This window comes from Brevundimonas sp. AAP58 (genome assembly GCF_001295975.1).
Taxonomy (GTDB): Bacteria; Pseudomonadota; Alphaproteobacteria; order Caulobacterales; family Caulobacteraceae; genus Brevundimonas.
In genome coordinates, this window is record NZ_LJHU01000138.1 from 1 (window position 1) to 10,871 (window position 10,871).

The 10,871-nt window shown below is 67.3% G+C and carries 14 protein-coding genes and 1 tRNA gene; 5 read left to right on the forward strand and 10 right to left on the reverse strand.

Going from position 1 to position 10,871, the window contains the following annotated elements:
* The 4 genes from mtgA to IP78_RS14825 all read right to left on the reverse strand — a co-directional run.
* Positions 1–618, reverse strand: a 618-nt coding sequence (mtgA, locus tag IP78_RS14810; RefSeq protein WP_054112439.1) for a monofunctional biosynthetic peptidoglycan transglycosylase, incomplete at its 3' end; no start/stop codon positions are given.
* Between the two features lie 38 nt (positions 619–656).
* A complete protein-coding gene (locus IP78_RS14815; protein ID WP_231681037.1) occupies positions 657–1,634 on the reverse strand; it encodes a WD40 repeat domain-containing protein in 978 nt (325 codons plus the stop codon).
* Complete coding sequence (locus IP78_RS14820) at positions 1,631–2,074, reverse strand: DUF1330 domain-containing protein (RefSeq protein WP_054112430.1); 444 nt, start codon at positions 2,072–2,074, stop codon at positions 1,631–1,633. The genes IP78_RS14815 and IP78_RS14820 overlap by 4 nt, the downstream gene beginning before the upstream one ends.
* On the reverse strand, positions 2,071–2,754 hold the full coding sequence (locus tag IP78_RS14825) for an SDR family NAD(P)-dependent oxidoreductase (RefSeq protein WP_082385219.1): 684 nt from the start codon (positions 2,752–2,754) through the stop codon (positions 2,071–2,073). Before IP78_RS14825 ends, IP78_RS14820 begins: the two co-directional genes overlap by 4 nt.
* 89 nt (positions 2,755–2,843) lie before the next feature.
* On the opposite strand from IP78_RS14825, the gene IP78_RS14830 reads away from it, so the two are divergent.
* Complete coding sequence (locus IP78_RS14830) at positions 2,844–3,203, forward strand: DUF6152 family protein (protein ID WP_054112432.1); 360 nt, start codon at positions 2,844–2,846, stop codon at positions 3,201–3,203.
* A gap of 44 nt (positions 3,204–3,247) precedes the next feature.
* The gene (locus IP78_RS14835; protein ID WP_054112433.1) at positions 3,248–3,661 is read left to right on the forward strand and encodes a hypothetical protein; all 414 of its coding nucleotides are present in this window, start codon (positions 3,248–3,250) and stop codon (positions 3,659–3,661) included.
* Positions 3,662–3,666: 5 nt separating this feature from the next.
* On the opposite strand, the gene IP78_RS14840 is transcribed toward IP78_RS14835, so the two are convergent.
* From IP78_RS14840 to IP78_RS14855, 4 genes are all read right to left on the reverse strand, one after another.
* Positions 3,667–4,071 (reverse strand): type II toxin-antitoxin system VapC family toxin, encoded by a 405-nt coding sequence (locus IP78_RS14840; RefSeq protein ID WP_054112434.1) that lies wholly within the window; start codon positions 4,069–4,071, stop codon positions 3,667–3,669.
* Positions 4,068–4,337, reverse strand: coding sequence for an AbrB/MazE/SpoVT family DNA-binding domain-containing protein (locus IP78_RS14845; RefSeq protein WP_054112435.1), 270 nt, complete (start codon positions 4,335–4,337; stop codon positions 4,068–4,070). Before IP78_RS14845 ends, IP78_RS14840 begins: the two co-directional genes overlap by 4 nt.
* Positions 4,338–4,368: 31 nt before the next feature.
* On the reverse strand, positions 4,369–5,493 hold the full coding sequence (locus IP78_RS14850; RefSeq protein WP_054112440.1) for a GTP-binding protein: 1,125 nt from the start codon (positions 5,491–5,493) through the stop codon (positions 4,369–4,371).
* Positions 5,494–5,602: 109 nt separating this feature from the next.
* Positions 5,603–5,689: transfer RNA gene (locus tag IP78_RS14855), tRNA-Leu, on the reverse strand.
* Positions 5,690–5,866: 177 nt separating this feature from the next.
* Here IP78_RS14855 and IP78_RS14860 point away from each other — a divergent pair.
* Positions 5,867–6,856 (forward strand): complex I NDUFA9 subunit family protein, encoded by a 990-nt coding sequence (locus IP78_RS14860; RefSeq protein WP_054112436.1) that lies wholly within the window; start codon positions 5,867–5,869, stop codon positions 6,854–6,856.
* 132 nt (positions 6,857–6,988) lie between these two features.
* Here IP78_RS14860 and IP78_RS14865 read toward each other — a convergent pair whose 3' ends face one another.
* Positions 6,989–7,900, reverse strand: a complete 912-nt coding sequence (locus IP78_RS14865) for an isopenicillin N synthase family oxygenase (protein ID WP_054112441.1) — start codon at positions 7,898–7,900, stop codon at positions 6,989–6,991.
* A gap of 244 nt (positions 7,901–8,144) precedes the next feature.
* On the opposite strand from IP78_RS14865, the gene IP78_RS14870 reads away from it, so the two are divergent.
* Both IP78_RS14870 and IP78_RS15425 read left to right on the forward strand, forming a co-directional pair.
* On the forward strand, positions 8,145–8,819 hold the full coding sequence (locus IP78_RS14870) for an OmpA family protein (protein WP_054112437.1): 675 nt from the start codon (positions 8,145–8,147) through the stop codon (positions 8,817–8,819).
* 86 nt (positions 8,820–8,905) lie between these two features.
* A complete protein-coding gene (locus IP78_RS15425; RefSeq protein WP_156320450.1) occupies positions 8,906–9,073 on the forward strand; it encodes a hypothetical protein in 168 nt (55 codons plus the stop codon).
* 83 nt (positions 9,074–9,156) lie between these two features.
* On the opposite strand, the gene IP78_RS14875 is transcribed toward IP78_RS15425, so the two are convergent.
* Complete coding sequence (locus IP78_RS14875; RefSeq protein ID WP_054112438.1) at positions 9,157–10,500, reverse strand: capsular biosynthesis protein; 1,344 nt, start codon at positions 10,498–10,500, stop codon at positions 9,157–9,159.
* Positions 10,501–10,871 lie beyond the last annotated feature (371 nt).

Below are 10,871 nucleotides of genomic sequence, written 5' to 3' on the forward strand. Positions count from 1 at the left end.
GGGCGAGCCGGCGTTGTACCGGCGGGGACTGGGCAGGATGGCCGCCAGCCGCGCCGCCTCCCGCGCCGACAGGTCCGCCGCCGACTTTCCGAACCAGTGCTGGGCGGCGGCCTCGGCGCCATAGATGCCCGGTCCCATCTCGGCGACGTTGAGATAGACCTCCATGATCCGCCGCTTGCCCCAGACGGTTTCGATCAGGACGGTATAGCCGGCCTCCAGACCCTTTCTGACCCAGTCCCGGCCCGGCCAGAGGAAGACGTTCTTGGCGGTCTGCTGGCTGATGGTGGAGCCGCCGCGCATGCGCCGCCCCTGCTCATTGGCCTTCATCGCCTGTTCGATCGCCTCGAAGTCGAAGCCCCGATGGCTGCAGAAGCGGGCATCCTCGGCGGCGATGGCGGCCGCGACCAGGCGCGGCGAGATCTCGTCCAGCGAGCGCCAGCGGTAGTCGAGCCCCTCTCCGTCCATGCGCCGCTGCATCATCAGCAATGTCATCGGGGGCGGGACCAGGGCATGGATCAGTACCCCGCCGATCGGCAAGAACGCCAGGATCAGCAAGCCGATCAGGATCGGCCGCCCCTTTCGGCGCGGCCTCGATTGCGGTTGAGCCCCCTCATCCATGAGACGACGCTAGGGCCGACCGGCCGACCCCGCAACGGTCAAGCCGCATCCAGCGAGACCTCGGATACCCCGGCGCGGCCATCCTCGTCCGCCCAGGCCACGCGGCGGGCGTCCGGGCTGAGCGCCAGGGCGGTGATCGGCGCGCCCCTGTCCGCCTTGATGAAGTTCAGCCCCTGAGCGGCCGGATCGGCGACCCAGACCCGGCCGTCCGCAAGACCTGCGACCAGACGCCCATGAGCGACCTGCGCCGCCACATGGGTGACCAGGGTCGTGTCGTCGAAGCCGATCTCGGAGGCCTCGCGCCCCATCGGACCGTTGGCCCCCACGAAGGGCCAAAGCACCGCGCCCTGCGCCCCCGAGGTGGCCATCAGCTGGCCCTTCGACAGAAAGGCCAGGCTGCGGATCTTGGAGGGATAGCCGCCCATCCTCAGATCCTTGGCGTCCTTCAGCCGCCATCCATGCAGCTGGTTGTCCTGCATGGTGGTGATGACGAAGGCCCCGTCGGGCGAGAAGACCACGCCGGTGTGCGAGCCCGCCCAGTTCAGCTTCACCGGCTTCTGGTCGGCGATCCGCGCGTACCACAACCAGGCCCCTCCATAGGTCGAGGCAGCGACGCGCCGGCCCTTGGGATCGAAGGCGACACCCGACACCGTTCGCTCATGGGCGAAATCGCGCCGGAAGGCGGCGTCGGTCGCGTCGATCACGGACAGGGCGCGTCCGCAGGAGAAGGCGATCAGCTTCGACTCGGCCGAGGCGTCGATGGAATCGATCCAGCCCTTGGCCGTGGCCAGGACCCCCGCCTCGCCCTTGCGGCTCCAGATCACCCGGCCGTCGTCGCCGCCCGTGACCAGGCCCTCGCCGGAAGGATGCACCGCCGCGCACAGCACCGCGCCGTCGTGGACGGCATCGAACGTCCCGTCCTCGAAGCGGACAGACCCATCACCGAGCGCGAAAGCGACGCCGGAGGCCTCGAAATGCGCCGAGGTGACCTGAGCGTCGAACTGAAAAGACGTCACGCGGGGCTTTCCTCGCCAAAACCAGTTCCTGGACCGCGCGGCTCGCATCGGATCAGGCGGGAATCGGCCACAGCCGCCTGACGATGGATGACGGCTTTCCGATACTCCGGATCGCGCAGCATGCCCACGAACGCCTCTCCGGACGGATAGGCGGCGATGAAGGCCAGGTGCCAGGCTTCGTCCGCAGGGCCGATCACGGTCAGTTCCGGCCGGCCCAGCCATATCTGGCGCCCGCCAGCCCGCTGGAACGGCGCAGCGGCGGCCTTGCCGTAGTTTCGATAGGCTTCCGCGCCGGTCAACGCCTGGCCGTGTTCGGGATGATCGGTCGGATAGTCGGCCCGGTCCCGAAATCGCAGCAGGTTGATCATGGCGATTGGCCGGTCCGACGGCAGGTCGCGGAAGACGGCCATGATCTCCTTGGTCGGATCGATGTGGCTCACCAGGGCAGCTCCCGTCCGTTCCAGCCGATGAAGCGATGCTCGTGCGCCCCGGCGTTGGCGGTGATCTGGTCCGCCATTCCCCGGCAGCTGGTTTCAACATCGATGGTCCCGCCCGGCCCGCCCATGTCGGTGCGCACCCAGCCCGGATTGACCGACAGCACGGTGACGCCTCGCGCCCGCGCAGGCCCGACCCACAGGCTGCGCGCCAGCATGTTCTGCGCCGCCTTGGACGCCCGATAGACGTCGTAGCCGCCAGAGGTGTTGTCCGCGATCGAGCCCATGCCCGTCGACATCAGGGCCAGCACGCCCGTCTGCTCTCGCACCCGGTCGATCAGCGCCCACGCCAAGCGCGCCGGACCAAAGGCGTTGGTCTGCATGACGGCGTTGATCTCGTCCGCCGACGCCGACGTCATGTCGCCCGGCCCCATGATCCCCGCGTTGACGAATAGCAGATCAAGCGGCCCCGCAACCGCACCGGCCAGGCGCGCGATGTCGGCGTCCGAGGTCACGTCGGCATGGTGGATGGTCAGCCGATCGGCGCCTGGCAGCGCCTTCAACGCCGCCTCGCCCGAGGCGTCGCGCACCGTGGCGATCACGCTCCAGCCGAGCGACAGATATTCGGCCACCAGGCCGAGGCCCAGCCCGCGCGAGGCGCCGACGATCAGGGCGGTCTGGGTCATGGGGGAAACTCCTTGCAGCACGGCGTCGCTGGATCGGTCCGCCGCCATGCCCTATCCTTGGCCAGATAGGAACAACCGGGAGAATTCAAATGACCCTTAGGTTCGGACCCGCCGCCTTCGCCTTTGGCGCCGTCGCCGTGGTCGCCACGGCCGCCGCCGCCCACCACGGCTGGAGCTCCTATGACGCCGAGCGCACGATGCGCCCGACGGCCCAGGTGATCGAATCCAGCTGGGGCAGCCCGCACGGCGCCATCGTCATCGCCATCGACGGCCAGCGCTGGGACGTCGTTCTGGCCCCCGTCACCCGCATGCAGACGCGTGGCCTCGCCCAGGCCGACATCGCCGTCGGCCGCACTGTGACCGTCGAGGGCTATCCGCGCCGTGACGGCACGCGCGAGATCCGGGCCGAGCGCATCATCGCCGGCGACAAGACCGTCGAACTCCGCTGAGCGGCATCGTCGCCGCCATCGAGGGCTCGGGGCTGGCCCGCTGGGTGGGCTCCGAAGCCCTGGTCTATCCCATCGCCAACACGGCCCATGTGATCGGGGCCATCCTGGTGGTCGGCGGCATCGGGCTGCTGGACCTGCGTCTGCTCGGCTACGGCAAGGGGATTGCGCCCGCCGCCCTGTCGCGGGCCGTCACGCCCCTGTTCCTGATCGGCTTTGGCCTGATGGTGGTCACCGGCATCCTCATGTTCGTCGCCGACGCTGAGGCCCTGTCCGGCTCGGGCCTGTTCTGGAGCAAGATGGCCCTGATCGGGGTCGCCGGGCTGAACGCCCTGACGTTTCGCAGCCTGTTCGCCCAGCTGCCCGATGACATCCCCGACACAGCCAAGGGGCTGGCGGCCGTGTCCCTAATCACCTGGCTCGGCGTCGTCGTGACGGGGCGGCTGATCGCCTATTTCTGAGCGCGCTAAAGCGCGTCGGGTGTGCGTGCAGGCACGCCAAGGTCGGTGAGACTGCGGACCGCCCGCCGATCGAACGATACGAAGGCCTCGGCGCCCATGCTGACGCCCGAAGCCGCGATCACCCCGTCGGCGAAGTCTCCGCCCGCGTCCAACACTCGCAGACCGGCATAGACAGCATCGGTGTCAAACACGGCGTTCTTCGCGCCGACAAGTGCGCGAACGCCTTGAGCGATCTCTTCTCGGGTCGCTCCGAAAAAGCGCTTCAGGACCCACGCGGTCTCGCAGAGGGCTACAGACGACAGCACGATCGCAGAGGCGTCGGAGAGAACCTCCCGGCCGATCTTGGCTTGCTCCGCATCGTCGTTCGTCAGGATGCGAACGAGAAGATTGGTATCCGGCGCGATCTTCAAAGGCCGCGGCGACCCATTTCAGCCCATCCTTCGGCGATGACCTCGTTCATCTCTTCGATGCTAAGGGAGGGCGTGCCAGGCTTCACCTTGATGATGCCGAAGGCGTCGGAAATCTTGCCCGTCCTCACCTTCGGGGCGACGAGCTCGACACGACCGTCCGGCCGGAGTTCGGCCTCGACCTTGTCGCCGGGTTTGAGCCCAAGATGCTTCACGACCTCCTTGCGGAGAGTGAGCTGGTTCTTGGCTGTCAGCGTCAGAGCGACCATAAGCGAAAGGTAAGGTAAAACTGCCTTACTTTCAAGCCGCGCAGGCCTCAAAGCCCGCCTTCAGCGCCGCTTCATCCAGGTCGCGCCCGATGAAGACCGCGCGGCTCCAGCGGCGTTCGTTGGCGCCCCATTCGCGCTGGAGGTCGCCCTCCAGGATCATGTGGACGGCCTGGAAGACGAGGCGGCGATCCTCGCCCTGAACGTCGATGATGCCCTTGGCGCGAAGGATGTTCTGGCCCTGCTGGCCCAGCAGCTGATCCAGCCACTGGGTGAACTTGACCCCGTTCATGGGGCGGTCCAGCGACAGGGAGATGCCCCGGATGTCGTCGGCATGATTGTGCCCCCGAGGTCCGGTTTCAGACCCCGAAACAGCGTGCGAATGGTCTGAACCGTGCGAATGGTCCGCATGGTCATGCCCGTGATGGGCGTGATCGTGGTCATGATCGTGCGCGTGGCCGCAGTGTTCGTCATGGACGTGACCGTCCTCGCCGTGCGGCGGGTTCACGAAGGCGGGGTGGATGTCCAGCACCCGCTCCAGATCGAAGGCCCCGATGTCGAGCACCTGATCCAGCGGCACGTTCGAACGCTCGGCGCGGGTGATGGGGGCGAGCGGGTTCAGGCCACGCAGACGTCGCTCGACCTCGGCCAGCTCGTCGGAGGTCGCCAGGTCGGTCTTGTTGAGGATGATGCGGTCGGCGAAGGCCACCTGCTCGCGCGCCTCTTTCGAGTCATCCAGCCGCGCCATGACATGCCTAGCGTCGACCAGGGCCGTGACGCTGTCCAGCCGCGTCTTGGCCTTGACGTCCTCGTCGACGAAGAAGGTCTGGGCGACCGGGCCGGGATCGGCGAGGCCCGTCGTCTCCACGATGATGGCGTCAAACGCGGGCGCGCCCGGCTTCTGCCGCTTCATCAGGCCCGAGACCACCCGGATCAGGTCGCCCCGCACCGTGCAGCAAACGCAGCCGTTGTTCATCTCGAACACGTCCTCGTCGGCACCCACCACGAGGTCGTTGTCGATGCCGATCTCGCCGAACTCGTTGACGATGACGGCGTAGCGCTTGCCGTGGTCTTCGGTGAGGATGCGGTTCAGGAGCGTCGTCTTGCCGGCGCCGAGGTAGCCGGTGAGCACGGTGACGGGAATGCGGGTGTCGGACATGGCCGCCAGATGGGGCCGGGCAGTCCGGAATGGAAGCCCCGCGAGCGCCGCCTGGACCTCAAAGACGAACGGCGCCGCATCCGCTGGGATGCGACGCCGTTCGAGAAGATGGTGCCCAGAAGAGGACTCGAACCTCCACGACCTTTCAGCCACTGGCACCTGAAGCCAGCGCGTCTACCAATTCCGCCATCTGGGCCCGTTTCGATCCGCCGCGACGGCGTTCCGAACCGGAAGGCGCGGACCCTTAAGGCAGCGCATGGGCGCGGTCAACACGGCTTTTGAAGGTTTTGCGGCGCCTGCGTCCCCGCCCCGCGTTGCGGGTCATAGGCCCTTCGTCTATCCCCACGCCCGAACGCCTTTACAGGATGCCGTCATGAGCGACACGACCCCCGGCCTCGTCACCGTCTTTGGCGGTTCCGGCTTCGTCGGGACCCAGGTGGTGCGGGCCTTGGCCAAGCAGGGCTGGCGCGTCAAGGTGGCCGTGCGTCGCCCGAACCTCGCCCAGGACCTGCGCGTCAACGGCGATGTCGGCCAGATCCAGCCGGTGCGCTGCGACATCACCCGTCCGGCCGACGTGGAGGCCGCGCTGAAGGGGGCGACCGCGGCCGTCAATCTGGTCGGCCTGCTGTTCGAAGGCCCCGGCGGCAAGTTCGCCAAGTCCCATATCGAGGGTGCCCGTACGATCGCCGAGACCTGCGCGGCCCACGGTATCGCGCGCTTCGTCCATATCTCCGCCATCGGGGCGGACGCGGGCTCCGAGGCCGCCTATGGCCGCACCAAGGGCGAGGCGGAACAGGCGATCCTGGCGGCCCTGCCGACCGCGACCATCCTGCGGCCGTCCATTGTGTTTGGCGCTGGCGACGGCTTCCTGAACCGCTTCGCCTCGATGGCGACGCTGTCGCCTGCCCTGCCCCTGATCGGCGGCGGAAAGACGAAGTTCCAGCCGGTCTATGTCGGCGACGTCGCCGAGGCCGTAGCCCGCGCCATCGTGAGCCCGCACGCCCAGGGCAAGACCTATGAACTGGGTGGGCCAGCCGTCTGGTCGTTCAAGGACATCCTGACCTACATCCTGCGCGAGACGAACCGGAGCCCCATCCTGGCGCCCATCCCGGTCTTCGCGGCGGCGACGCTGGGCCGCGTGGCGGGCCTGACGGCGATGGTCGGCATCCCGCCGGTCCTGACGCGGGATCAGGTGCTGATGCTCAAGGTCGACAATGTGGTCTCGCCCGGCGCGCTGGGTCTGGCCGACCTCGGGATCGAGGCGACGGGGCTGGAGGCCATCGCCCCGTCCTATCTGTGGCGCTACCGCCGGGGCGGCCAGTTCGCCGAGAACCCGCGCGACCCGGAGACCCTGCCGGCCTGAGCGCGCTTCTGCCGTCATCCTCGGGCTTGACCCGAGGATCGGACGATCGGCGGACTGTGTCTCCGGACCAACGCAGAGCTGTCGGAACATCCGATCCTCGGGTCGAGCCCGAGGATGACGACCTGACGGTCGTCAGATCAGGCGGATTTCCTTCAGCCGCTCGGTCAGGAAGTCCTCGGCCATGATGGCCCGGCCGGCATAGCGATCGGGATTGTCGGCCGTGATCGTGCCCGGCAGGGTCTCGATCACATAGTCCGGATTGAAGTGCAGGAAGAAGGGCGTCGAATAGCGCGCGAAGCCGCGACGCTCCGGGGCGGGATTGACCACCCGGTGCGTCGTCGACGGCAGGACGTGGTTGGACAGCCGCTGCAGCATGTCGCCGATGTTGACCACGAGCGCGCCGGGCGGCGGCGCGATGTCCAGCCACTCGCCGTCGGCGTCCTTCAGCTGCAGACCGGCCTCCTCGGCCCCCAGCAGCAGGGTGATGACGTTGATGTCCTCATGCGCCCCGGCGCGCACGCCGGGCGCGTCGGCCGGAACCGGGGGATAATGCAGCATGCGCAGGACGCTGTTGCCGAGCTGGACCTTGTCCTCGAAGAAGTCGTCGCCGAGCTGCAGGTAGCGGGCGATGGCTTTCAGGATGCGACGGCCCAGCGCGTCCAGCGCCTCGAACATGCCGTAGACGTCCTGCCGGAAGCCCGGAATCTCGGTCGGCCAGAGGTTGTCGCGCATGTACTGACGATAGGGATGGCCCTCCGGCAGCTCGCGGCCGGTGTGCCAGAACTCCTTCAGATCGACGGTGGCCGCGCCCTTGGCGGCTTCGACCCCAAACGGCGTCAGGCCGCGCGCCCCGCCCGTGCCGGGCACATGATACCGGCGCTTGACCTCTTCCGGCAGGGCGAAGAAGGCCTTGGCGTCGTCGATGGCGCGGGAGATGACGCCTTCGTCCAGGCCGTGGTCGGACACGACCGCGAAGCCGTAACGTTTGAACGAGTTCCCCAGATCGTCGCTGAAGCCCTGGAAGTCGGCGTCGTAGCGGCTCATTGAAACGGGGACGATCCCCTTCTTCTCAAGGGTCGGGGCGTCGAGGGTGACGGTCACGGCTGGGCCTCATCGATGGCGCGGCGTCTGACGGGAGACGCCGGAAAGTCGGGTGTCATACGCCTTCGCCTCACAAATTGGCAGTCTCGCGGCGGCGAAGGAATGCCGCACGACAAGCGACACCTTGCGGAACCTTGACCATAAGCAGACGTTGTCGCGTCGGAAGCCTTTTCCCTGGAGACACACCATGCGCATGAACCTGATCGTCAGCGGCCTCGGTGTCGCGGCCATGCTGGGCGCGACTGCCTGCACCACGACCGACCCCTATTCCTCGGCTCCGCGCCGCAACAATACCGCCACGGGCGCGATCGCCGGGGCGCTGGGCGGGGCCGTGCTCGGTTACCTGACCAACACCTCAGACGGCGAGCAGGGTCGTCGCAACGCCCTGATCGGGGCCGGTATCGGCGCTCTGGGCGGGGCGGCCGTCGGCAGCTACATGGACCGTCAGCAGCGCGCGCTGGAAGCCGAGCTGTCGGGCACGGGCGTCGGCGTGGCGCGTCAGGGCGACAACCTGATCCTGCGTATGCCGTCGGACGTCACCTTCGCCGTGAACCAGTCCAACATCGAGCCACGCTTCAATGCCGTTCTGGCAGACGTGGCGGCGGTGCTGCGCGAGTACGATCGGTCGCTGGTCGATGTCCGGGGCCATACCGACAGCTCCGGCGGTGACGCCATCAACCAGCCTCTCTCGGAGCGCCGCGCCCTGGCCGTCGCAGACGCCCTGATCGGTCAGGGCGTGCTGCGCGAACGCCTGTTCATCGAAGGGGTTTCGTCGCGCGAACCGGTCGCCTCCAACGCCACCGCCGAAGGTCGCGCCCAGAACCGTCGGGTCGAGATTCTGATCCGTCCGTTCACGGGCTGACGAAAGCGCCATCGGACGCGGTTCGGCGACTTGCGTCGTCGGACCGCGTATGGTCCCTCTCGTGTCCGGCGAATCCGGGAGGGGATATGGAAGACAACGGCGATGTTTGGGTGGGCGTGCGCATGGCGCTGGCCGCGACCGTTTCCGCGCTCGTCGTTGCAGTGCTGACCATTGTCGTCGGCCGGGCCCTTATGGTCGAGCCACCCCCTCCTGAACAGGCCCGCGGGACTTCCCTGACGCTCGTTTCACGCTGACCCCGGAGCCGTGAGGCTGCTGCCTGGTCTCTGCTGCCGTCGGGTCCACGCCGAAATCAACCCGCATGCGCGGGTGACCGCGTTCACCTTGCCGCAGCGAACCTTCTGGCGAGGGCTTTTGCGGTCGGTTTGAGCGCTCTGGGTTCGTGGTAATTTCCGTTGACCTGCGTCCTGGCGATGACGTGTGCGCGAAACCTTTGGAACAGAGCATCATCAGGGGGGCTTGGGGCCGTCCAGAAGGCGTCGATAGACCTCTGGTCGGTCAGGCCTTCGAAGTCGAAAAAGGCCTCGCCAAGGACCTTGACGGGGGTCTTGAAGCCGAGCGCCGACAAGGCGGCAGACGAGTTGTTGACGATCATGCCGCGAGAGGCTCGACACAGCTGCGCCAGATTGCCTCCGTCGATGAAGTCGACCCGATCGGCGATGCCGCGCTCGACCGCGAGGACTTGAGTGATCCGACGCAGGTCCATCAAACCGGGGTCCAGGGGGTGGTTCTTGACCACCAGGCGGGCGTCTAGGGGCGCATGGCGGGCAAACGAGGTCATCACCTCAGCCAGGAAAGCCGTGTTGTCAGCGAAATGCGAGTAGCGGAGAAGCTGCGCATCGCCTTCGCGTTGCAGGCAGGCGAGGAAGAATGGGCCGCGGGCACGGATGACCTCCGCATCGGCTTCCGAGCGGGACACGAGCGCCAGAGTGATGAACCGCTTCACATGGCCCACGAACTGCATCCACGGGCTCTGGGTGTAGGGGTAGACGTAGCGGCGGAATATCAGCCGACCCAGCGGCTGGACCATGTGATACAGGCTGATATTGACCACGTGGTGGGGCAGGATGCGCCCCGCTGGCCGGGTCGGCAGGATTTCCGGGATCGGAGGATCATAGGCCCGGGCCTCGCGCGGAAGGCCTGAGGACGCATTGACCCCGTTCTCCTCGACCGTGATCCAGTCGGGTCGGAAGTAGCCATTTTCGAGCACCCAGATCCGCAAGGGATGAGGGGGAACGGCACTCGCGCCAACGCTCGCTGTGGGGTCGGCGGCCTGGTGAGCCCCCTGCGGACGGTTGTCAGCCGGTCCGGGTTCGCTAGCGGCCGTCACAGTGTGTGCCGCGGCCAGCGCCTTGAGTTTGTCACGCTGGGCGAGGACGCCCTGATTGTAGGGCCCACCTTCACCGAACACGATGATATCGGTCAGCCGCTGGTCTCGGACAAGATTGGCGAGACGCTGGGGCCAACGACGGACATCGCCCGTATAGGGCACAGCACCGGAACGACGCCATGCCGCGGCATCCCCGGCATTGAACAGCATGCGAGCGACCGAAGCGCCCTCGGCCTGAAGGGCGTCAGCGAGGACCCGGCCGAAGGGACCGAACGGTGCCGTCACGATCAGGAAGCGGCGACCCACAAGGCTCTGGCCAGGAAGGTTGCGCACTGGCGGGACAAGCCCCGGCGCCGCAGGGGAAGTCACTGAAGCGGACACGGCCGCCGAGCCCGGCTGCGGAGCAGGAGCGGTCTCACGGGTGGGGCTCTGAAGCTGGCGGACGTCTGTCATGATGGACAGGCTCAGACGATTTCAAAGGGACAGAACGGAAAAACGCGACTGCTCGAGTAACGATCCGTCGCCAGGGGCTCCCGTCCGGAGCGTGAGAGGCGTACGGGTCCGTCAAAGTTCGTACAAGGAGGACGTGCGGACACTGACATGGTGTCTCTTGTCGCTGCCTCTCCGCGTAGGATCAACCGCATTGTCCAGAAAAGCGAAACCGCCGGTCTTCAGGACGAAAACCGGCGGCTCTGCATACGGAT

Coding starts and splice junctions, on each gene's coding strand:
- IP78_RS14825 (WP_082385219.1), bottom strand. CDS start 2,754: ATGACCCAGACCGCCCTGATCGTCGGCGCCTCGCGCGGGCTGGGCCTC.
- IP78_RS14830 (WP_054112432.1), top strand. CDS start 2,844: ATGACCCTTAGGTTCGGACCCGCCGCCTTCGCCTTTGGCGCCGTCGCC.
- IP78_RS14845 (WP_054112435.1), bottom strand. CDS start 4,337: ATGGTCGCTCTGACGCTGACAGCCAAGAACCAGCTCACTCTCCGCAAG.
- IP78_RS14850 (WP_054112440.1), bottom strand. CDS start 5,493: ATGTCCGACACCCGCATTCCCGTCACCGTGCTCACCGGCTACCTCGGC.
- IP78_RS14860 (WP_054112436.1), top strand. CDS start 5,867: ATGAGCGACACGACCCCCGGCCTCGTCACCGTCTTTGGCGGTTCCGGC.
- IP78_RS14865 (WP_054112441.1), bottom strand. CDS start 7,900: ATGAGCCGCTACGACGCCGACTTCCAGGGCTTCAGCGACGATCTGGGG.
- IP78_RS14870 (WP_054112437.1), top strand. CDS start 8,145: ATGCGCATGAACCTGATCGTCAGCGGCCTCGGTGTCGCGGCCATGCTG.
- IP78_RS15425 (WP_156320450.1), top strand. CDS start 8,906: ATGGAAGACAACGGCGATGTTTGGGTGGGCGTGCGCATGGCGCTGGCC.